Source organism: Pseudoxanthobacter soli DSM 19599 (assembly GCF_900148505.1).
In the GTDB taxonomy this organism is placed as follows: Bacteria; Pseudomonadota; Alphaproteobacteria; order Rhizobiales; family Segnochrobactraceae; genus Pseudoxanthobacter; species Pseudoxanthobacter soli.
On record NZ_FRXO01000001.1, the window covers coordinates 608,844 to 631,197 of the forward strand.

The following is a 22,354-nucleotide window of genomic DNA, read 5'->3' on the forward strand; positions in this document are numbered from 1 at the left end:
GCAGCCGGGACCGGGCTATCCGTCCCTGTCCCGAACGGTCTCCGCCGGGGCAGGCGAACCAGCCTTCACAAAGCCATCCATCCCTGCCCCGCGCGGCCAAGGCACCCGCCAGGCAGGTTGAACGAAGAACGCCGGGAGAAACGCCATGTTCAGAGGATCGATCACTGCGCTCGTCACGCCCATGCGCGACGGCAAAGTGGACGAGAAGGCGTTCGGCGACTTCGTCGAGTGGCAGATCGCCGAGGGCACCAATGGCCTCGTGCCGGTCGGTACCACGGGTGAATCGCCCACGCTCTCCCACGAGGAACATCGCCGCGTTGTGACGCTGTGCGTCGAAGTCGCCAACGGCCGCGTGCCGGTGATGGCGGGCGCCGGCTCGAACAACACCGCGGAGGCCGTGAGCCTCGCCCGTCACGCCGAGGAAGCCGGCGCCCAGGGCGTGCTGGTCGTAACCCCTTATTACAACAAGCCGAATCAGGAAGGGCTCTACCAGCACTTCCGCGCGGTCGCTGGCGCGACCGGGCTGCCGCTCTATATCTACAACATCCCCCCGCGCTCGGTGATCGACATGAGCGTGGAGACGATGGCGCGGCTGTTCGCCGACTGCCCGACGGTGAAGGGCGTCAAGGACGCCACCGCGAACCTCGCCCGCGTCAGCCTGCAGCGCGAGGCTTGCGGCCCGGACTTCGTCCAGCTCTCGGGCGAGGATGCCACCGCCCTCGGCTTCAACGCCCATGGCGGCGTCGGCTGCATCTCGGTGACGGCCAACGTCGCCCCGAAGCTCGTGTCGGAGTTCCAGGCCGCCTGCCTCGCCGGCGACTACGCCAAGGCGCTGGAATATCAGGACAAGCTGATGCCGCTGCATCGGGCGCTGTTCCTTGAACCGAACCCGACAGGGGCCAAATATGCCCTGTCGGTGCTTGGCCGGCTGGCGAACGAAGTCCGCCTGCCGCTGGTGCCGATCGGCCCGGCGACGGCCAAGGAGATCGAGGCCGCCATGGCCCATGCCGGCCTGATCTGAACGACCGACGAGACCTTTCCGGACCGCCGTGACGGTACCGGATGCAAGCTGAGGAGCCGCGGCCCGCGATGGCCGGGCTCCATCTTTCAGGGAGACGATCCATGTCCGCCTCGCGCGCCGCCGCGCCGACCAATCGCCTCGTGGCGGACAACCGTAAGGCGCGGTTCAACTACGAGATCATCGACACCGTAGAAGCCGGCATCGAACTGCAGGGCACGGAGGTCAAGTCGCTGCGCGCCGGCAAGAGCAACATCGCCGATTCCTACGCGGCGGAATATGCCGGCGACCTCTATCTTTACAACGCCTATATCCCGGAATACCTCCAGGCGAACCGCTTCAACCACGAAACGCGCCGCCCGCGCCGGCTTCTGCTGCATCGCCGCGAGATCTACAAGCTCGCCGCCGCCGTGCAGCGCGAGGGCATGACGCTGGTCCCGCTGAAGCTCTACTTCAACGAGAAGGGCCGGGCGAAGGTCGAACTCGCCCTCGGGCGCGGCAAGAAGCTCCACGACAAGCGCGAGACCGAGAAGGAACGCAGCTGGAACCGCGAGAAGGCCCGGCTGCTGCGCGATCGCGGCTGAGCGGTCCACGCGCGCGAAACCACGTCCCTCCTGCTCGCCGGGCGCGCGCTGATGCGCGCTCGTCTCTATGTACAAAGTGCGCGCCGATGCGCGCCTGTCGCCCACCCGGCGGGTCCCTTTTCGGCGCGCATTGCGCACCCTGACGCGCCTCCATGGCGTGCATCCTGCGACCTTCACACGGGCTTCACGCAGGCACGGGACACTCCATCGTCCCTGCCCCGCGGCCGCCGCATTCTCGCCTTCGGTCGGCCCTTTTCAGTCGAGGGTCGTCATGCGCATCGTGGATTGGTCCATCCGCACCAAGCTCGTCGTGTTCGCCGGAGCCCTGTTCGGGCTGTCGCTCGCGGTCGTCTGCCTGATCGGCCTGTGGGCCGTGACGAATGCCGTGCGGAAGGACGCGCAGGCACTCGGCGAGGACATCGCACGCACTTATGCCCTGACCGTTTCGCGAAATCTCGACACCGCCGCGCTTGCCGTCGCGACAGGCGCGAGGGCGGTCGAAGGTGTCGTCGCCGATGGCAAGGCGGACCGCGACGAACTCGGCGCGATGGTCACCGCCATGGTCGCGGCGAACCCGGAACTGGTCGGCATGACGCTCGCCTTCGAGCCGAACGCCATCGAGGGCCGCGACGGGGATTTCGTCGGCCACGCCTATTCCGACAAGACCGGGCGCTTCGTTCCCTACTTCTTCCACAAGCCGGACGGATCGGTGGGCGTCGAGCAGCTGGTGATGACGCCCGAGGCGGGAACGGAGTCGTGGTACGACAAGCCGGTGCGCGAGAACCGCTCGCTGGTGACGCCGCCCTATGTCTATCCGGTGAACGGCAAGGACGTGCTGATGAGCACCATCAGCATGGTGGTCCGCCGGGCGGACAAGCCGATCGGCATTCTGACCGGCGATCTCGGCCTGACGAACCTCACCGCCTTCGTCGGCACCCTGAAGCCGTTCGGGACCGGACGCGCCGAACTCGTCGGCACCGACGGCCTCTGGATCGCCAACGGCGATCCGAAGCTGCTCGGCAAGCCGGTGGACGATCCGGAGATGAAGGCGCTGGTGCAGGAGGTGCAGGCCGGCCAGTCGCGGACCCTGCAGGCGACGGACCCCACCGGCGAAGCCGTCTACAGGTTCGCCATTCCCGTCGACATCCAGGGCGCGAAAGAGCGCTGGGCGCTGATCCTCACGGTGCCCGAGCGCACCGTGCTCGACACCATGTTCGAAATCCGCGACCTGATGGCCGTCGTCGCCCTCGTCGTCCTCGTCGTGGTGCTGGTGGCGGTGTGGATCGGCGCTCGGCTGCTGACGCGGCCGATCGTCGACATCACTGAGAAGATGCGCCTGCTAGCCGCGGGCGACACCGCCATCGTGGTGGAAGGCATTGACCACAAGGACGAACTCGGTGCCATGGCACGCGCGGTCAACGTGTTCCGCGAGAACGCCATGCAGCGGCAGGCGCTGGAAGCGGAAAGCGCCGAGGTCACCGCCGCGCGCCTCGCGCGCCAGAAGGTGGTCGACGACCTGATCGCCTCGTTCCGGGAATCGGCCGCCGGCCTGATCGAGGCCGCCGGGCGTGCGACGGGCGATCTCGAAACCGTCTCAGACCGCCTCGCCGCCGCGGCGGCGGAAAGCCAGCAGCGCACCCGCTCGGTACGCGCGGCGTCGACGCAGGCCTCGGGCAACGTGCAGTCGGTCGCCACGGCGTCCGAGGAACTGACGAGTTCGATCACGGAGATCTCGCGCCAGATCAGCGCGACCAACACCATGGTCACGCGCGCCGCCACCGATGCCCGCGCCACCAACGAGACCATCACCGGGCTCGCGACCGCGGCGAGCCGCATCGGCGACGTGGTGCGGCTGATCGAGGCGATCGCGAGCCAGACCAACCTGCTGGCGCTCAACGCCACCATCGAGGCGGCCCGGGCCGGCGAGGCCGGCAAGGGCTTCGCCGTGGTGGCCTCCGAGGTGAAGGCGCTCGCCGTGCAGACATCGCGCGCGACCGACGAGATCATCACCCAGATCGCCTCCATCCAGACAGAGACCGGGACGGCCGTCGACGCGATCCGCGCCATCTCGCGCACCATGGAAGACGTCAACGGCTTCATGTCCTCCATCGCCTCGGCGGTCGAAGAGCAGAGCGCGGCCACCGGCGAGATCGGCTCCAACATCGACAGCGCCGCTCGGGGAACCGGGGCCGTCGCGGCCGATATCGAGGAACTCGATGCGACGGTGGCGGACACCAGCACGTCGGCCAACCGGGTGCTGGAATCGGCCGGTTCGGTGCGCCATGTCGCAACGCAGATGGAGCGCGAGATCGAGGGGTTCCTGCGCTCGGTCGCGGCCGCCTGAGCGGCGCGACGCCTGACGCGGAAGGCATGCCGCGCAAGGCGTGCCGTGCAAGGCCTGCTTCACAAGGCGTCCTTCAAATGCAAAAGGCCCCGGAGCGTGGTTCGCCCGGGGCCTCTCTTCAATTGTGCGCGGCGCCTCAGAACAGCCCGGGCACCTCCGAGCGCCACGGCATCGCCGGGCCGCGCCGGCCGCAGACGATGGCCGCGATGGTGGCGGCCTCGTCGGCGATGGTCGCGATGTCGGAGAGGGTCAGGTCCTCCAGCCTTTCGCGGGTGAGGAAGCCCCGCCGGTAGAGGCCGGACAGCAGGCCCGCCATGAAGGAATCGCCGGCGCCCACGGTATCGACCACCTCGACCGGCTTGACGGGCCGCTGCGCCACCGCTTCGCGGCACACGGCGAGGGAGCCCTCTGCGCCGAGCGTGACGACGGCCAGCGCCGCACCACCGGCGATCCAGCCTTCCGCGACCTCGAGGGCGGAACGGCCCGGCGCGAACCACGCCAGATCCTCGTCGCTGGCCTTGACGATGGACGCGAGCGCGATCAGCCGGGTCAGCCGCGCGCGATAGGCGGCGGGGTCCGTCACCAGCGATGGGCGAATGTTGATATCAATGGAAATCAGCCGCTTGACGGCCTCTTTCTCGACCAACTTCTCAAGACGGCTGCCGTTCGGCTCCGTCGCCAGCACATAGGACCCGACATGCAGCACGGCGACGTCGTCGCTGAGCGGCGGCGCATCCTCGGGATCGAACAGGCGGCCGGCGGTGCCCTCGTCCAGGAAGGTGTAGGCCGGGCTGGGGCCGCTGAGATCGACGAAGGACAGCGTGCTCGGGCGCGTGGTCGACAGCGTCCATTGCGGCGCCACCGCCGCTTCCTTCAGGGCGGCGGCGAAGCGCACGCCGAACAGGTCGGTCGACAGCGCCCACAGAAAACCGGTTGGCACGCCGAGCCGCGCGAGGCCGAGCGCGGTGTTGAACGGCGAACCGCCGTTCACCGGGCGGAACACGGTCGCACCGTCCGCTGCCGTCTCGGAAAACAGATCGACGACGGTTTCCCCGCTGACGACGATCATGGGCGCTCCTCTCCGCGTGCTGCCGCCTTGTCCGGCGTTCTGGAATCGCGGGCGAGATTAGAACATCGGAAGACACCGCGCGACGCGGTTTTGGGACCGCTGCCGCGCGACGCCGCCGCCGATAAGCCGGGGTGGCGCGGCGGCGCCGCGCGTGGCAGAACCGCCGGCATGACCGAACGGCACGACCCCATGACCGACATCCCCGATCCGCTGGGCCTGCGCGAGCGCGTGCTCTATCGCGATGCCGCAACGATCGTGCTCGACAAGCCGGCGGGGATCGCCGTGCACAAGGGGCCGAAGGGCGGGATGGTGCTGGAGGACGGCTTCGACGCGCTGCGCTTCGATGCGCCCGCCGCGCCGCAGCTCGCCCACCGGCTGGACAAGGAAACCTCCGGCTGCCTCGTGCTGGGGCGGACGGCGAAATCGATCGCCGCGCTCGGCAAGCTGTTCGCGGACCGCGGCGTCGAAAAGGCCTACTGGGCCGTGGTGGAAGGCGGCCCCGACGGCGAGAGCGGCGTGATCGAGGCGCCCCTGCGCAAGCGCGACGCCCAGCGCGGCTGGTGGATGGTGGTCGACCACGCCGGCGGGCAGCCCTCGTCGACGGCGTGGAAGGTGCTCGGGCGCGGCGGCGGCTTCACCTGGCTGGAACTGGAGCCGATCACGGGGCGCACCCATCAATTGCGCATCCACTCGGCGCACATGGGCTTTCCGATCCTGGGCGATGCCATCTATGGCCGGGCGCCGCGCACCGGGGCGCGACTGCACCTTCACGCCCGCCATATCGCGTTTACGCTGGACGGCCGGCGGGTCTCGGTCGAGGCGCCTGTGCCGCTGCACATGACGGCGGCGCTGTCGCTGACGGGCTGGCGCCCGGCGGCGTAGGGCGGTCGAAACCTAATCCTTCCAGCGGTGTACCAACGTCCGCTCATGTGACGCTGGAATGGCGCTTCGGTCAGACCAGGCCGAACCACCAGGTCGAGAGGCCGAGGAAGGCCGAGAAGCCGACCATGTCGGTGATGGCGGTGAGCAGCACGCCGGATGCGACCGCAGGGTCGATTCCGGCGGCGTTGAGCCCGAGCGGGATGACCACGCCGACGAAGCCGGCGGTGAGCACGTTGGCGACGAGCGCGGCGGCGATGACGACGCCGACCTCGTGGTTGGTGAACCAGAGCGAGGCGACCGCCCCGACGATCAGCGCCATGATGGCACCGTTGATGAGGGCGACCGTCATCTCGCGGCCGAGGACCTTCAGCGCGTTGCGGCGGCCGATCTCGCGGGTGGCGAGGGCGCGCACGGTGACAGTCATCGCCTGGGTGCCGGAATTGCCGCCGAGCGAGGCGACGATCGGCATCAGCACCGCGAGCGCAACCATGTGGGCGATGGTGTCGTCGAAGATCGCGATCACCGAGGCCGACAGGAACGCTGTGAACATGTTGACGAACAGCCACGGAAACCGGCTGCGGGCGGCATAGAACACGCTGTCGGACATTTCCTCGTCGCCGACGCCGGCGAGCGCGCGGATGTCCTCCTCCGCCTCCTGCTCGATCACGTCGACGATGTCGTCGATGGTGAGCACGCCGACGAGCCGGTCGCTATCGTCGACGACGGCGACGGAGATGAGGTTGTAGCGCTTGAAGAGCTGGGCGACGTCTTCCTGATCCTCGGTGGCGCGCACCGTGTACTGGTTCTCGCGCATCACGTCGGCGATGCGGGTGTTGCGGCCGGCGCGCAGCAGGCGATCCAGCGGAACGGTGCCGATGAGGTGGAAGATCGGGTCCACCACGAAGATCTCGTAGAAATCTTCCGGCAGGTTCTCGTCGTCGCGGATCTCGTCGATGGTCTGACCGACCGTCCAGAAGCCGGGCACGGCGACGAACTCGGTCTGCATCCGCCGGCCGGCGGATTCCTCCGGATAGTCGAGCGAGCGCACCAGCCGGACGCGGGCGGAGATCGGCAGGCGTTCCAGGATCGCCTGCTTCTCGTCCTCGTCGAGATCTTCGAGGATGTAGACGGCATCGTCGGATTCGAGCGCGCCGACGCCGCGCGCCGCGACCGCGGGAGACAGCGCCTTCAGGATCTGGAGGCGGATCGATTCGTCGACTTCGGTCAGCGTCGCGAAGTCGAAGCCCTCGCCCATCAGCCGGACATAGGCGACGCGCTCGTCCGGCGTCAGCGCCGCGAGAAGGTCGGCCACATCCGCTTCGTGGAGCTCGCCGGCGAGCATCGCGAGGCGAGCGGCATCGCCCTCCTCGAGCAGGATCTCGATGGCCGCGAGAAAAAGCGGATTCACCCCGCCGCCGGCATCGCGAAATGCCGGCAGGGCCTCCGTCGCGTGATCGGCGGTGGGTTCGGCCATTCGCACTCATCCGCTGCCGGACGGGCAGCCATTGTCGGAGACGGTCGGGAAACGGACGCGCACCGGGCGCGCCGAACGGGGATCGGGAGACGGACGACGCCGGTCGCTTGCGCGAAGCGACGGCCCGCCGGCCACGGCACCACGGATATCGTGTCCGGCGGCCGGTGCAAGTGCCTGTTGAAAGCGACAGCGTTTCGGCGCCCCGCCGACACGCGCCTGCAGGGCTGGTTTCGTCGGTCGCAGACGGGACGTTGACGCCCGCGAAGCAGGCGCGGGATAACCGGCTGGCGGGACGAACAAGCTGACGGCGGAGGCCGCAACCGCCGCGGGCCGGATAACAATCGCGAGAGCCTTTGGCGGATTTCCGCCGGAAAGCGCCCGCATCCAGCCGCGTTCCCGCCACGGGAAACCAAACCTTTACCGTGTTGGCGCCATGCTTGGCCCTCATCCCGAAGCCCGCTGCGGCAACCGTCCGGTGCAATCGCGCCGTGAATTCTCTCCACGGTGTCGCTACGATGACCGCGGGCGACGGGCATTGCGAGAGTTGGAACTGATCTGCGAGGCCAAAATGCAACCAGTCGAGACCGGGCGGGCAAAGTCCGAACGTGCCTTCGGGCGTAACCGCCTGAAGGCCGCAACGGCCATCGTGCTCGCCGGGCTGACTTCGCTGCCCGACGCGGCACTGGCCCTCAGCCCTACCATTTCCGGGGCCTCCATGCCCGCGGTCGGTCCGCAGGACTTCTCCGAGGGGCTACCTGCTGCAACGCCGGCCATCGCCTATGGTTCCGGGGACGTGGTGCAGGTCGCGGCGCCCTCCGGCGCGCTGGCGCAGGCGATCGCACTCGCCTCGTCCGGCAAGGGCCGCGAGGCCTATGCGCTGCGCAACACCATGTCCGATCCGATCGACCGGCTGATCATCGACTGGCTGCTGGTGCGCAACGGCGATTCGGTCATGACCTCGTCGATGATCACCGCCTTCGCCCGCGCCGCGCCGGGATGGCCGACGATGAAGCTGTTCCGTGCCCGCGCGGAACAGGCGCTGCAGCGCGAGAACCCGACGCCGCAGGAGGTGATCGACGTGTTCTCGGGCAACCAGCCCGAGACCGCCGACGGCGCGCGCCTGCTCGCCCGCTCGCTGCTTGCGACCGGTCAGGCGCAGGCCGCCGCCAAGGTCATCCGCCACGCCTGGGTCACCGACACCATGTCGGACGTGAACCAGAAGGCGATCATGACCGAGTTCGGCTCGATGCTGACGCCGGCGGACAACATGCGCCGCGCCGAGCTGCTGCTCTATGCGGAGAACGCCAAGCGCGCGCAGGCGCTCGACCCGATCCTGCCGGCGGCCGAACGCGCCTATGTCGACGCGCGCGCCGCGACCATCCGCGAGGCGCCGGACGCCGCGCGGCTGATGGCGGCGGTTCCGGCCTCGATGCGCAACCGGCCGGGCTACAAATATTCGATGATCCAGCTCTATCGCCGCGCCGGGCAATATTCCGACGCCGCGAAGCTGCTGCTGAGCGTTCCCAACGACCGCGCCGCCCAGATCGATCCCGGCGCGTGGTGGGACGAGCGCAAGATGGTCTCGCGCAAGCTGCTCGACCAGGGCGACTACAAGCTCGCCTACCAGATCGTCGCCGACTATGTGCCGGACGGCAACGCCGACGACCTCGACGCCGAGTTCCACGCCGGCTGGTACGCGCTGCGCTTCCTCAACAATCCCAACCTCGCGGTGAAGCACTTCACCCAGCTCGCGCGCTTCGCCAAGACGCCGATCAGCGTCTCGCGCGGGCAGTACTGGCTGGGCCGTGCCCAGGAGGCCCGCGGCGATCGCGGCGCGGCCGCCAACGCCTACCGCGCCGCCGCGGCCTACGGCATGACCTATTACGGCCAGCTCGCCCGCGCGCGCCTCGGCATCCATGCGCCGGGCGTCGGCGGCGTGCCGCAGCCGACCGGGGCCGACAAATCCGCCTTCAGCCGCAATTCGATGGTGCAGGCGGTGCAGCGCATGGCGGCGGCCGGCGCCATCGACAAGACGCTGCCGTTCTTCACCGCGCTCGGCGAGACGCTGCCGACGCCAGGCCAGGTCACGCTGCTCGCCGACCTCGCCGACAAGTACGGCAAGCACCACTTCGCGCTTTCGGTGGCCAAGACCGCGCAGAACCGCGGGCTTCCGGTCGGCGGCCTCGCCTTCCCCACGGCCGGCATTCCGCGCACCACGCAGGTGCCGGCGGACCTGGAGCGCCCGGTGGTCTACGCCATCGCGCGGCAGGAAAGCGTGTTCAATCCGGGTGCGGTCAGTCCGGCGGGCGCGCGCGGCCTGCTGCAGCTGATGCCCGCGACGGCGCAGCTTGTCGCCAAGCGCGCCGGCCTGCCCTATTCGCAGCCGCGCCTGACCAACGACCCCGCCTACAACGCTACGCTCGGCGCGTTCCACCTCGACGAGCTCGTCGGCAACTTCAACGGCTCGTACATCATGACGTTCGCGGCCTACAATGCCGGCCCGCGCCGCGTCAGCGAGTGGATCGCCAAATACGGCGACCCGCGCGATCCGCGCGTCGACGCCATCGACTGGGTGGAGCGGATTCCGTACACGGAAACCCGCAACTACGTGCAGCGCGTGATGGAGAACGTGCAGGTCTATCGCGAGCGGCTCGGCTCCGGCCAGCTCGCCATCGACCGCGACCTGAAGCGCGGCTCCAGCGGCGGCTGAACGGCGCGCCGACCGGACCGGAATGCGAGACCGCGGGGCCTGCCGGCCTTCGCGGTCTTGCCGTTTTCACCCCGCCCGGGAGGCTTTCCGCGCGGACGGTCGAGTGGCGCGGAGAACACAGGGCGGGGTGAATTGCCTGCGCGGAGCGGACGATCACGCCGAATCTTGCCGCAAAGCGCGCGGAACGCCGCGAAAGCACGCCCCGCGACATTGACTTTATTAAGATTATCCGTATTTTGCGCCGCACTGATCGATCGCAATGTGTGATCGACGGGGTCTTCGGCGATGGCTGCAGCCGCCGGCGCGGTGCCGTTCCAAGCGACGGTCGCTCCCTCCGACGATGGTGTCCGAACCCTCCGCCCGGCCCCTTAATCGAAGATCTATTGGATAGATGAGTTTCGATTCTCTCGGCCTGAGCGACAAGGTCCTCGCCGCGGTGACCGCCGCAGGCTACCGTGAGCCCACCCCCATTCAGGCGGGAGCCATTCCGCATGTGCTCGAACGCCGGGACGTGCTCGGCATCGCGCAGACGGGCACGGGCAAGACCGCATCGTTCACCCTGCCGATGCTCACCCTGCTCGAGCATGGCCGCGCCCGGGCCCGGATGCCCCGCACGCTGATCCTCGAACCGACCCGTGAACTCGCGGCGCAGGTGGAGGAGAACTTCTCCCGCTACGGCGTCAACCACAAGCTCACGGTCGCGCTGCTGATCGGCGGCGTCTCGTTCGACGAGCAGGACCGCAAGCTCGGCCGTGGCGCCGACGTGCTGATCGCGACCCCGGGCCGCCTGCTCGACCACGTCGAGCGCGGCAAGCTGCTGCTGCAGGGCGTCGAGGTGCTCGTCATCGACGAGGCCGACCGGATGCTCGACATGGGCTTCATTCCGGATATCGAGCGCATCAGCAAGCTGATCCCGTTCACGCGCCAGACCCTGTTTTTTTCGGCGACCATGCCGCCGGAAATCCAGCGCCTCGCCGACAAGTTCCTGCAGAACCCGGTGAAGGTCGAAGTCAGCCGCGCCGCCTCGACCGCCGACACGGTGACGCAGCAGCTGATCTCCTCCGGCAGCGAGCCCCACGAGAAGCGCTCGGTGCTGCGCCACCTCATCCGCAACGCGGAAAACCTGAAGAACGCCATCATCTTCTGCAACCGCAAGCGCGACGTGCAGACGGTGTTCCATTCGCTGCAGCGCCACGGCTTCTCCGTCGGCGCGCTGCACGGCGACATGGACCAGCACGCCCGCATGGCGATGCTCGACGGCTTCCGCAAGGGCAACATCACGCTCCTGGTCGCCAGTGACGTCGCCGCCCGCGGCCTCGACATTCCGGATGTCAGCCACGTCTTCAATTTCGACGTGCCGCATCACTCCGAAGACTATGTGCACCGCATCGGCCGAACCGGCCGCGCCGGACGCAGCGGCGTCGCGGTCACCATCGTGACGCCGGCCGACAGCAAGCTGCTCACCGCCATCGAGAAGCTGATCGCCCGCGAAATCCCCTGGATCGAGTCTCCGGCGCCGCCGGCGGACGACGGCGAGGAGCCGCGCGCCGAGCGTCGCGGCCGCAGCCGCCGCGGTGCGAAAACGGCCAAGACCGCGGCCCCCGCGCCCGAGGCCGACGCCGAGGCGATTGACGCACCGGCGAAGCCGGCACGGGCGCCGCGGCCGAAGCGCGGCGAGAAGCGCGCTGCGAAGACCGCCGACGAGACTGCCGCCCCGCAGGCCCTGGCCCCGGCTCCGCGTGAGCAGGCTCCCCGCGAGCAGGCCGCACGGGACCAGGCGCCGCGTGAGCGTGCGCCCCGCGATCAGGCCCCTCGCGAGCAGTCCTCGCGCGAGCCGGTCCGTCAGGGTTCGTCGTCCAGCCGCGACCGGCAGCACAACCGCCGCGACCGTCAGGACCGCGACGATCCGCCGGTGATCGGTCTCGGCGATCACGTTCCCGCCTTCCTCCTGCGCCCCGTGCGGCTGCCGAAGCCGTCGAAGGTGGAGGAAATGGAAGACGAGGAGACCTTCGAAGACGCCGAAATCGGCGGGAACTGAGCGTTCCGCGGCAGGATCCCGCGACAGGATCCCCGGCCGAAAAGGCGGAACCGACGGGAAGGCCCCTCGCCTTTCCGCCGGTTGGGACAGCGTCAAGACGTGCGCTTCTTCGGACGTCCGCGTCTTCTTGAGCTGCCGACCTCTCCTTCAAAGTGACCGTGCGTGTCCTTGACGAGCCCGGTGCCGATGACGCGCATCACCGGCGTGGCGTCGTCCATCAGGATTCCGAGCTGGCGCCACGCGGCCCGCAGCTCCGCATCATCGATCCGATATTCCAGGCTCACGCCCGCCATGGATTTTATCCTCCGATCCGGCCTATCTTCAGTGGGCAGCGCCTGAGCCAAAGCGATCTTTGATCGCGTGTATCTCCGGGGTATCCCGCGAAGGGTTTACAACCTTCCAGGCGCTGCATTCCCACCGCACAAAAGTTGAGCATCTTTCAGCAGCCGCCTTGCGCGCCGCCGATTGAAACGCCTCCGCTTCGCGGGGGCGTTTTTCGTTGGCGCAGACGCTGCAAAGGTCGGGTGGCAGGAAAATGGACGGGGCGCGGGCGATCGCGCACCCTGACGGCGCGCTTGAAGGGGCGCCGTCGGGGGCGCGCGCGAGCCGGCGTCCGACGCGGCGCGATCCGTTACCGCCGGCGACGCCGCTGCGCCGATCGGGCCGGCGGCCACCGCATCGCGTCCGGGCTCAGCCGCCCGTGGGGGCGTCAGCCGATGGCTCGGGCGATCCCGGCTGCGAGGTCGCCCTCCGTGCCGCAGTCGATGCCGCCGAGGCCGAGCCACGCCGCGAGGGGCACCAGTTCGGCGGCGACGGCGGCGGCGATGGCCGCCGGATCGTCGCGCTTGCCCGTTCTCGCCTCGCCGTGCGCCGCGATCATCCTCAGCACGCCGGCCGCCCTGTCGGCCTTGAGATCGATTCGGCCGACGAGCCGGTCGCCGAACAGCACCGGCAGCACATAGTAGCCGTGGGTGCGCTTTTCCGCCGGCGTGTAGAACGCGAGCCGGTAATGGAAATCGAACAGCCGAAGCGTGCGGGCGCGCTCCCAGATCAGGGAATCGAACGGCGACAGCAGCGCGGTCGCCTCGATCCGGCGCGGCCGGCGCGCGGCGGGATCGAGGAAGGCCTGGTGCTTCCAGCCGTCGACGGTGACGGGCTGCAGCGAACCGTCCTCGACGAGTTCGGCAATTCGCGCATGGGCATCGGCGGGGCCGAGGCGGAAATAGTCCCTGAGATCGCGGGCGGTGGCGACGCCGAGGGCGCGGGCGGCGATGAGCAGCAGCGCACGCTGGGCCTCCGCCTCCGGCGGGGTCGGCTGCGACAGCACAGCCGCGGGCAGCACGCGCTCGGGCAGGTCGTAGATGCGTTCGAAGCCGCGCCGGGTGGCCGTGGTGAGGCGGCCGGCCCAGAACAGATATTCGACCGCCGTTTTGCCCTCGCTCCAGCCCCACCAGCCGCCCGCGCCCTTGCCGCCTTCGGAGAGTTCGCCGGCCGAAAGCGGGCCGCGCGATGCGATCTCCGCCTCCACGGCATTGATGAAATCGCGCCGCTCGACACCGAACTTGGCAAGGCCGGAATAAATGCCCACCCCCCGGCTGGCCCGCGCCATGCGCCAGCGGAACAGCGGCTGCATCTCCACCGGCAGCAGCGAGGCCTCGTGGCCCCAATATTCGAACAGGGTCTTCTTGCGCGCCCAAGCCGCGCGGTCGAGCACGGCGGTGTCGTAGCTGCCAAGCCGCGAGAACAGCGGCAGGTAGTGCGAGCGCACGAGCACGTTGACGGAATCGATCTGGAGCACGCCGAGCCGGCGGACCGCGCGGTGGAGCACGGCCGCGGAGGGGCCGGCCGCGCTGCCGTCCGCCCGGCGCGTGCGTCCGCCGAAGCCCTGGGCGGCAAGCGCGATCCGGCGGGCCTGCGCCGGAGTCAGGCGCTCCAGCGCGGCGGCACCCGGTCCGGGAAGGGAAATCGCGTCGGCCTCGTTGTCGCCGCCATCCGGATCCTGCTGCATCGCTCGGCGCCTCCCGCAGATTTCGGGCAACCTCTGTCCACACGGTTAAGCCGCACGGGCGACATCGCGATGTGGCGGGTTGCCTTTGCCGGTCCTATGCTGGCGAGACCGGCGCTTTGGGAACGCCGGACAACCATCGACCCGGGGGGACGGATGATGCCCGTTGTTCGACCGATTCGCCTATGCCTTGCCGCCCTCCTCGCCGCCGGCATCGCCATCGCGCCGGTCCGCGCGGCCAATGTCGAGACCATCAACGTGCCCGGGCTCGGGGTGCTGGAGGTCGACAGTTATGACGCAAAGGTGGTCAAGGTCGACCGCGAGAAGCGCAAGGTCTGGCTGAAGGGCCTGAAGGGCAACCAGTACGCCATTCCGGTGCCGCCGGTGTTCGGCCCTCTCGACCGCGTCAAGCCCGGCAACAACCTGCGCATCCGCTTCATCGAGGGCGTGCTGACCGACGTTTCGAAGCCGAAGACGGGCACGCCCGGTCTCGCCATCGACGACACCGTGGTGCAGGGCGAGCTCGACGGCTACCCGGCCGACTTCTTCGCCCGCCGCCTGGTGGCGGTGACGAAGCTGGTGTCGGTCGACGCGGCGAAGGGCACCGCGAGCTTCGAAGGGTTCGACCACGTCATCCATGAGGTCAAGGCGCAGGCGCCTGCGGTGAAGGCCGCGCTGAAAACCATGAGCGTCGGCGATCTCGTGCAGGTGACCTATATCGAGGCGACCTCGATCCGCATCCTGAGCTGAGGCGAAAACGGGCGGCGGCGGACACGGCCGCGGACGTTGTGCGGGCCGCTGGCGCAGATCGCGCGGGCGGCCCTTTTGCGTGCGCGAAGGCTTCGATGAGGTCGGTATCGATGGGCCGGGTCGGAGCGTTCCGTTGCCGTTCCCGCGACCTGCGCCCGCCGGAGACCATCACGGAGCGGGCGGCCGGCAGAGGGACATGACCGTGCGGCGCAGCCACCGATGCGCCGGATCGGCCTCCATGCGCGGATGCCACATCATCGAGACGGCGATTTCCGGCGTCGCGACCGGAAGCGCGAAGCTGGCGAAACCCTGAGAAAGCGCCTCGTCGGCGAGGCAGGACTGCGGAACGAGCGCGACCAGATCGGACTGACGGGCGATCCGCAGCGCGTCCGCAAAGCCCGGCACCACGGCGACGATCTCGCGACGAAGCGAGAGGGCCTCCAGCGCGACATCAACCGGGCCGGTGAAACTGCCCCTGCGCGAGGCCACAACGTGGCGAGCGGCAGCGTAAAGCGCCGGCGACATCGGCGCCGACAGCATGGGATGGCCGCTCCGCACGGCGGCGACGAACCGGTCGCGGAACAGGAGGTGGGTGCGCACCTCCGGAGCGAAGGCGCCGAGCACCCCGATTTCGAGATCGATCTCGCCATCCCGCAGCGGCCCGGCCTCCTTGGCCGGTTTCGGCGCGAACCGCAGCCGCGCGCGCGGCGCGGCAGCCGTGACGGCGGCGACCAGCGGAGCGGAGAACAACCCGACGAATCCCTCGTTGGCGCGGATGGTGAACGTCCGCTCAAGGGCCTTGAGATCCAGCCGGTCGGGCTGCGGGCTCAGAACGTCGCGCGCCTCGCGGGCGAGCGTGTGAACCCGATCCCTGAGTTCCATGGCGCGCGGCGTCGGCACCAGGCCCCGGCCTGCCCGCACCAGCAACGGGTCGCCGGTGGCGGCGCGCAGCCGCGCGAGCGTCCGGCTCATGGCCGAAGAACTCAGCCCGAGGCGACGCGCGGCGCCCGTCACGCTGGCTTCCGACAAGAGGGCGTCGAGCGCGGGGAGCAGATTGAGATCGATGGGGTCCATGAGGGCACTCCGACCGTCATTTGCAGCGGATATGGCGCAGGACGCAACAATAGTGTGCATCTCATGCGTCTGGCGCGGTGTCACGCGGCCCACCATCCTCAATGGCATTCGAGGATGAAAGGAATGCCCATGACACAGGAACAAGCAGACAAGACCGCCGGAACGATCCTGATCGTCGGCGCATCGCGCGGCCTCGGCCACGCCATGGCGGCGGAGTTCGTCCGGCGGGGCTGGAGCGTGATCGGGACGGTGCGCGGCGGCGGACGGACGTTGCTGCACGATCTCGCCGACACATATCCCGGCCGCGTCGAAATCGAGCAGCTCGACATCACCGAGCCACGCGAGATCGCCGGCCTGCGCGAGCGCCTTGCCGGGCGCCGCCTCGACATGCTGTTCGTCAATGCCGGGACCGCCAATGCCGATCAGGACGAGACGATCGCCGACGTTTCGACGGAGGCGTTCGTGCGGGTGATGGTGACCAACGCGCTCGGCCCCATGAGGACGATCGAGGGCCTGCAGGGGCTGGTGACGCCCGCCGGCACCATCGGCGTGATGTCCTCCGGCCAGGGCAGCATCGCCAACAACCTCAAGGGCGGCCACGAGGTCTATCGCGGGTCCAAGGCGGCACTGAACCAGTATATGCGCAGCTATGCCGCGCGCCATGCGGGCGAGCCCCGCGCGCTGGTTCTCGTCGCCCCCGGCTGGATCAGGACCGACCTCGGAGGCCCGGACGCGCCGTTCGGCCTGGACGAGACCGTGCCGCAGATCGTGACCATGCTGCTGGCGCAAGAAGGACAGCCGGGCCTTCGATATCTGGACCGCGAGGGGCGCACGGTTCCGTGGTGAGGGCGCGAGCGGCCGGTGGCAGCTGCGGTGTTTTATCCGGGTATAATTGACGGAGATATTTCATCCGGGTATTAACGGCCAATGTGTTTCAAGCAGTGGGCGCGGCGATGATCCTGACGACGGCAGACGGCATCCGGCTCGGCTGGGACGGGTTCGGCGATGCCAAGGGGGAGCCCGTGCTGCTGATCGCGGGGCTGGGGACGCAGAGGATCCGGTGGACGCGGTCCTTCTGCGCGGCGCTCGTCGCGGGCGGCTGCCGCGTCATCCGCTTCGACAACCGGGACAGCGGCGGCTCCACTCATTTCAGCGCGTCGGCGCCGCCGGATTTCGGTGCGCTCGCCGCCGCGCTCATGGCCGGGCGCCGGCCCGATGTGCCCTACACGCTCGATGACATGGCGGCCGATGCAATCGGGCTTCTCGATGCGCTCGGCATCCCGCGGGCGCACGTCGTCGGCCGCTCGATGGGGGGCATGATCGCGCAGGTCATGGCAAGCGAGCATGGCGACCGGGTGATGTCGCTGACCTCGATCATGTCGGGCACGGGCAATCCGGCGCTGCCGCAGGCGGCCCCGGACGTGATGGCGATGATGATGCGCCCGGCGCCCGATCCGGCATCCGATCCGGAGGGTTTTCTGGCAGTGCGCCTCGCGTTCGCGCGCCGGATCGCCGGGACGGGATATGCCTTCGATGAGGATGCCCAGCGCGCACTGCTGCTCGAAGAGGCGGCGCGCGGCCACGATCCGGCCGGAACGGCGCGCCAGATCGCGGCCATGGCGGTGGCGGGAGACCGGCGCGGGCGGCTCGCGACCATCGCGGTGCCGGCGCTCGTCATCCACGGCACCGACGACCCGTTGATCCCGCCCGCCTGCGGCCTCGACACCGCGCACGCCATCCCGAACGCGCGCTATCTGCCGATCGAAGGGATGGGGCACGACCTGCCGGCGGAGATCGAAGGGAGGATCGCCGACGCGATCCTCACCGTCGTGAAGGCGGGCACGCGGCGGCGGTGATCCATGACGTCGCCGGCGGACGGCCGGCGGGCGCCGATTCCGAACGCTATTTGCGCCAGGTCAGCGCGGCGGAGGCGGCGTAGTTGAACACGGCGCTGATGATCGCCCCGGCGAGGCCGGCGAACCAGAGGCCGGTGTCCATCTGGAACAGCCAGCTTGCGACGCCGACATTCGCGAGCGTGCCGAGCGAGCAGACCAGATAGAAGCTGGCGAGGCCGACGAGGAAGCTCACGCCCCGGAGGCGGCGGTCGCGATAGGTGAGCTGGTTGTTGAGCACGAAGTTCCACGTCATCGCCGCGAAGGTGGCGATGAGCTGCGCCCACGAGAACTCGAGCTTCAGGAGGTTGAAGACGAGCGTGAGCACCGCGAGGTTGACGACGACGCCGGAGGCACCGACGCCGAGATACATCAGGAAGCGTGTGGGAAGCACGCCGCCGGTGATCTTGGAGAACAGCAGGCCGAGATATTCGGCGGTGACGAGGCTGTCGAGCTTCGATTCCCCGGCGAGACGCTCGCGGAAGGTGAACGGAATCTCCGCGGTCTTCAACTTGGAGCGCGACGAGGCGACGATATCAAGCAGGATCTTGAAGCCCTGACGGGAAAGATCGTCCGCCGTCTCCTCCACCTTCTCGCGGCGGATCATGAAGAAGCCGCTCATCGGATCCGACAATTCGATCCTGAGGAACTTGCGCGCGAGTGTGGTCGCAAGCGTGCTGCCCCACTGGCGGACGGACGACAGCCCGCCGGTCGACGATCCGCCGTCGACATAACGGCTGCCGACAACGAGGTCGGCGCCGTCCTGGATGGCCTTGTACATCGCCGGCAGGATGGATTCGTCGTGCTGGAGGTCGGCGTCCATCACCGCGACGGTGGGCGCGGAACTCGACAGGATGCCCTCGATGCAGGCGCCGGCAAGGCCGCGGCGGCCGACGCGGCGGATGCAGCGCACCCGGCCGTCGCGCGCGGACAGGTCCTTGACCACGCGATAGGTGCCGTCCGGCGAGTTGTCGTCGACGAAGATCACTTCCCAGCGGATGCCGCCGAGTTCGGCGTCCAGCCGCCGCACGAGCTCGGCCACGTTCGCGCTCTCGTTATAGGTCGGAACGACGATCGACAGGTCGGGAGCGGCGGAAATCTGCGGCGATGCGTTCATGCGGTCCGTGTCGCGAACAATTCGGGCGAGGCTGGTCCCGCGGCCGGGTTGCGAGCGGCCCGGCGGGGAGGAACTCCCGGCGCAGGCGACAGGCGGCGCGCCGGACCCGTCTCCCGGGCCAATGGCATGGGTGTGCTCTAATGCGCGCGCGGCGAACTGTCCACCGGCAAGGCGCGCACATGTCCGCGCGGCCGCGGTTTGCGACCGGCAGACGGCGGTCTCCGCGTCTGCGTTCCCCTCTTTCCCCTTTGCCTTGCGATAACTATGATCCGCCGCTCACGCGCGACCTCCGCGCAATCAGGACCCATCGGGAGCGGCGCAGACGCCGCGGACGGAACGGCACGAAACACGATGCTCAATCAACTGCGCCGCGGCGCCGGCAACTGGCTCGCGAAAATCCTCATGGGCCTCCTCGTCGTGTCGTTCGTCATCTGGGGTGTCGCGGATGCGTTCCGCGGAATGGGCATGTCCACGGTCGCGACCGTCGGCGGTACCGAGGTGCCCCTCACCCGCTTCCAGCGCGATTATGCCCGCGCGATGCAGGCGCTCAGCCAGAATGTCGGCGGCCCGGTCTCGCCGGCCGACGCGGCGGCCTATGGCCTGCCGCAGCAGGTGCTGAGCCAGATCGTGACCGAGACGGTGATGAACAACACCGTCGATGCGCTCGGCGTCGGCGTCACCGACGAGGAACTGCTGCGCCAGATCCAGGCCGACCCGAACTTCAAGGGCGCCGACGGCAAGTTCGATCCGAACCGGATGCGGGCGATCCTCGCCGCCAACGACCTTGCCGAGGCGGATTATGTCAACGCCATCCGCGGGCTTTCCGAGCGCCGGCAGATCATGGAGGGCCTGTTCTCCGGCATCACCGCGCCGGAGATCATGCTGAAGGCGCTCTATACCTACGGCAACGAGCAGCGCACCGTACGCTATATCGACGTGCCGCCCCAGGCCGCCGGCAAGATCGCCGAGCCGACCGACGCGGACCTCAAGACCTATTTCGACGCCCACAAGGCGGAGTTCTCGGCGCCGGAATACCGCTCGTTCCAGGTGGCGACGCTCGATCCCGTGACGCTCGCCGCCTCGACGCCGGTCTCCGAGGAGGACGTGAAGGCCGACTACGAGCGCAATGCCGCCAAGTACGGCACGCCCGAGCGCCGCAACGTCCAGCAGATTCCGTTTCCGGACCGCACCTCGGCGGACGTCGCGCTCGCCAAGCTCTCGGCCGGCAACCCGCTCTCCGACATCCTCGCCGAGCGCAAGCTGAGCCCGGCCGACATCGATCTCGGCCTCGTCGCCAAGACCGGCCTGATCGATCCGAAGGTGGCCGACGCGGCCTTCTCCGCCGCCCCGAACCAGCCGATCGTCGTCGACGGCCGTTTCGGCCCGGTGATCGTGATCGTCACCGAGATCAAGCCGGGCGAGACCAAGCCGCTCGCCGAGGTCGAAGGCGACATCAAGCGGCAGATGGCGGAGGACCTCGCGCGCCGCAACCTGCTCAACATCTACGATCAGGTCGAGGACGCGCTCTCCGGCGGCCAGTCGCTGAAGGAGATCGCCGACAAGTTCCACCTCGCCTTCGTCGAAGTCGGCTCGGTCAGCCTGAACGGGCTCAGCCCGCAGGGCGACGCGGTCAATGTGCCGGGCGGACAGCCGGTGCTCGCCGCCGCGTTCCAGGCGGACAGCGGCAGCGATTCGGATGCGGTGAAGCTCGCGAGCGGCGGCTATGCCTGGGTCGACCTGACCCAGACCACGCCGGCCCGCGACCGCACGCTGGACGAGGTGAAGGCCGACGTCGCCTCCGCGTGGAAGGCGGAGAAGACCCAGGCGGCGCTGACGGCCAAGGCCGCCGAGATCGCCGAGGCGGTGCGCAAGGGCCAGAGCCTCGATGACGCCGCCAAGGCGCTCGACGTCGACGTGATGACGACGGCGCCGTTCAAGCGCTCGGGTCCGGTGCCGGGCCTGTCGGCGGGCGCCATCGCGGCGGCCTTCCGCAGCGCCAAGGGCTCCGTCGCCACCGCCGCCTCCGCGACCGGCGGCCAGTCGGTCATCGTGGTGTCGGACGTGTACGACCCCGACTTCGATCCCACGCTGCCGGATTCCGTCACGCTCGCCGATCAGGCCGGCCAGTCGGTCGGCAACGCGCTGCTGTCGGAATATGTCTCCTCGCTGGAGGCCTCCGAGGGCATCAAGATCAACCAAGCCGCCGTCACGCAGGTCGTGGCGCCGGGCCAGGGGTCGTAACAACGATCGTAACGGGATCGTGACGGCGCCACGACCGCACGACGGCCGACCGCCTCGGGCCCGCGCCGGGCCGGCCGGACGGCCGAGCCGGGCGGCGCGCGACGAGACAGGACGAGGATACCGATGGCCGAGCTGAAGCCCTATATCGCCAAGGTCGCCGCGGGCCTGCCCCTCGACCACGACGAGGCGCGGGCCGCCTTCGACGTGATCATGGCCGGCGAGGCGACCCCGGCACAGATCGGCGGGTTCCTGATGGGCCTGCGGGTGCGGGGCGAGACCGTCGACGAGATCGCGGGCGCCATCGGCACCATGCGCGCGCGGATGCTGCCCGTGGAGGCGCCGGCCGAGGCGATCGACGTGGTCGGCACCGGCGGCGACAATGTCGGCACCTACAACATCTCGACCTGCACCGCCTTCGTCGTCGCGGGCTGCGGCGTACCCGTCGCCAAGCACGGCAACCGGGCACTGTCGTCGAAATCCGGCGCGGCGGACGTGCTGGCCGCGCTCGGTGTCGCCATCGACATCGGACCGGAGCGGATCGCAGCCGCCATCCGCGAGGCCGGGCTCGGGTTCATGTTCGCGCCGGCCCACCACGCCGCGATGAAGCATGTCGGCCCGGCGCGCGTGGAACTCGGCACCCGCACGGTGTTCAATCTGGTCGGCCCGCTTTCCAATCCGGCGAGCGTGCGGCGCCAGCTTGTCGGCGTCTACGACCGCCGCTGGATCGAGCCGGTCGCGACGGTGCTGGCGGCCACGGGCTCGGTTTCCGCGTGGGTGGTGCATGGCTCGGACGGGCTCGACGAGATGACCGTCACCGGGCCGACCCACGTCGCGGCGCTGTCCGGCGGAACGGTTTCGGTGTTCGACGTGACGCCGGAGGAGGTGGGCCTGCGCCGCTGGCCGCTCGACGAGCTGAAGGGCGGCGACGGCGCCCACAACGCCGAGGCGCTCCGTTCCGTGCTCGATGGCGCCCCCGGCGCCTATCGCGACATCGTGCTGCTGAATTCCGCCGGGGCGCTCGTCGTCGCCGGCCTTGCCGGGACCCTCGCCGACGGCGTTGCCCGCGCGGCGCAGTCGATTGATTCCGGCGAGGCGAAAGCGCGCCTCGCCGCCCTGGTGCGCGTGACCAACGCCGCACCGCAGAGCGCGTAGGAGC

17 protein-coding genes are annotated in these 22,354 nt (G+C 69.3%); 11 read left to right on the top strand and 6 right to left on the bottom strand.

Annotated features, from left to right (window positions below; all coding sequences use genetic code 11):
- Positions 1-145: 145 nt before the first annotated feature.
- The 3 genes from dapA to BUF17_RS02585 all read left to right on the top strand — a co-directional run bounded on the left by dapA (position 146) and on the right by BUF17_RS02585 (position 3,946).
- Complete coding sequence (gene dapA / locus BUF17_RS02575) at positions 146-1,021, top strand: 4-hydroxy-tetrahydrodipicolinate synthase (protein ID WP_073625608.1); 876 nt, start codon at positions 146-148, stop codon at positions 1,019-1,021.
- A gap of 101 nt (positions 1,022-1,122) precedes the next feature.
- Entirely contained in the window at positions 1,123-1,602 is a 480-nt protein-coding gene (gene smpB / locus BUF17_RS02580; RefSeq protein WP_073625609.1) for an SsrA-binding protein SmpB, read from the top strand.
- A gap of 271 nt (positions 1,603-1,873) precedes the next feature.
- Complete coding sequence (locus BUF17_RS02585) at positions 1,874-3,946, top strand: methyl-accepting chemotaxis protein (RefSeq protein WP_073625610.1); 2,073 nt, start codon at positions 1,874-1,876, stop codon at positions 3,944-3,946.
- 136 nt (positions 3,947-4,082) lie between these two features.
- Here BUF17_RS02585 and BUF17_RS02590 read toward each other — a convergent pair whose 3' ends face one another.
- Complete coding sequence (locus BUF17_RS02590; protein ID WP_073625611.1) at positions 4,083-5,015, bottom strand: carbohydrate kinase family protein; 933 nt, start codon at positions 5,013-5,015, stop codon at positions 4,083-4,085.
- 168 nt (positions 5,016-5,183) lie between these two features.
- On the opposite strand from BUF17_RS02590, the gene BUF17_RS02595 reads away from it, so the two are divergent.
- On the top strand, positions 5,184-5,897 hold the full coding sequence (locus BUF17_RS02595; RefSeq protein ID WP_139282376.1) for an RluA family pseudouridine synthase: 714 nt from the start codon (positions 5,184-5,186) through the stop codon (positions 5,895-5,897).
- Between the two features lie 70 nt (positions 5,898-5,967).
- Here BUF17_RS02595 and mgtE read toward each other — a convergent pair whose 3' ends face one another.
- Positions 5,968-7,371, bottom strand: a complete 1,404-nt coding sequence (gene mgtE / locus BUF17_RS02600) for a magnesium transporter (RefSeq protein WP_073625612.1) — start codon at positions 7,369-7,371, stop codon at positions 5,968-5,970.
- Between the two features lie 568 nt (positions 7,372-7,939).
- Between mgtE and BUF17_RS02605 the strand changes: the two genes are divergently transcribed.
- Both BUF17_RS02605 and BUF17_RS02610 read left to right on the top strand, forming a co-directional pair.
- A complete protein-coding gene (locus BUF17_RS02605) occupies positions 7,940-10,081 on the top strand; it encodes a lytic transglycosylase domain-containing protein (RefSeq protein ID WP_175563591.1) in 2,142 nt (713 codons plus the stop codon).
- A gap of 391 nt (positions 10,082-10,472) precedes the next feature.
- Positions 10,473-12,119, top strand: coding sequence for a DEAD/DEAH box helicase (locus tag BUF17_RS02610; protein WP_073625613.1), 1,647 nt, complete (start codon positions 10,473-10,475; stop codon positions 12,117-12,119).
- Positions 12,120-12,211: 92 nt separating this feature from the next.
- Here the strand turns inward: BUF17_RS02610 and BUF17_RS02615 are convergent, their stop codons facing one another.
- Together BUF17_RS02615 and BUF17_RS21995 are read right to left on the bottom strand one after the other, a co-directional pair.
- Positions 12,212-12,412, bottom strand: a complete 201-nt coding sequence (locus BUF17_RS02615) for a hypothetical protein (RefSeq protein WP_073625614.1) — start codon at positions 12,410-12,412, stop codon at positions 12,212-12,214.
- 416 nt (positions 12,413-12,828) lie between these two features.
- Positions 12,829-14,127, bottom strand: coding sequence for a winged helix-turn-helix domain-containing protein (locus tag BUF17_RS21995; RefSeq protein WP_139282377.1), 1,299 nt, complete (start codon positions 14,125-14,127; stop codon positions 12,829-12,831).
- Between the two features lie 156 nt (positions 14,128-14,283).
- On the opposite strand from BUF17_RS21995, the gene BUF17_RS22455 reads away from it, so the two are divergent.
- The gene (locus tag BUF17_RS22455) at positions 14,284-14,874 is read left to right on the top strand and encodes a hypothetical protein (protein ID WP_139282378.1); all 591 of its coding nucleotides are present in this window, start codon (positions 14,284-14,286) and stop codon (positions 14,872-14,874) included.
- 168 nt (positions 14,875-15,042) lie between these two features.
- Here BUF17_RS22455 and BUF17_RS02630 read toward each other — a convergent pair whose 3' ends face one another.
- The gene (locus tag BUF17_RS02630) at positions 15,043-15,948 is read right to left on the bottom strand and encodes a LysR family transcriptional regulator (RefSeq protein WP_073625616.1); all 906 of its coding nucleotides are present in this window, start codon (positions 15,946-15,948) and stop codon (positions 15,043-15,045) included.
- 129 nt (positions 15,949-16,077) lie between these two features.
- Between BUF17_RS02630 and BUF17_RS02635 the strand changes: the two genes are divergently transcribed.
- Complete coding sequence (locus BUF17_RS02635) at positions 16,078-16,794, top strand: SDR family oxidoreductase (RefSeq protein ID WP_084563980.1); 717 nt, start codon at positions 16,078-16,080, stop codon at positions 16,792-16,794.
- 107 nt (positions 16,795-16,901) lie between these two features.
- Positions 16,902-17,804 carry an alpha/beta fold hydrolase gene (locus BUF17_RS02640; RefSeq protein ID WP_073625618.1) on the top strand — a complete coding sequence of 301 codons (903 nt, stop codon included), beginning with the start codon at positions 16,902-16,904 and terminating at the stop codon, positions 17,802-17,804.
- A gap of 46 nt (positions 17,805-17,850) precedes the next feature.
- Here BUF17_RS02640 and BUF17_RS02645 read toward each other — a convergent pair whose 3' ends face one another.
- Positions 17,851-18,957 (bottom strand): glycosyltransferase, encoded by a 1,107-nt coding sequence (locus tag BUF17_RS02645; protein ID WP_073625619.1) that lies wholly within the window; start codon positions 18,955-18,957, stop codon positions 17,851-17,853.
- A 351-nt stretch (positions 18,958-19,308) separates the two neighbouring features.
- Between BUF17_RS02645 and BUF17_RS02650 the strand changes: the two genes are divergently transcribed.
- Both BUF17_RS02650 and trpD read left to right on the top strand, forming a co-directional pair.
- Positions 19,309-21,198, top strand: coding sequence for a peptidylprolyl isomerase (locus tag BUF17_RS02650; RefSeq protein ID WP_073625620.1), 1,890 nt, complete (start codon positions 19,309-19,311; stop codon positions 21,196-21,198).
- Positions 21,199-21,321: 123 nt separating this feature from the next.
- Complete coding sequence (gene trpD, locus BUF17_RS02655) at positions 21,322-22,350, top strand: anthranilate phosphoribosyltransferase (protein WP_073625621.1); 1,029 nt, start codon at positions 21,322-21,324, stop codon at positions 22,348-22,350.
- Positions 22,351-22,354 lie beyond the last annotated feature (4 nt).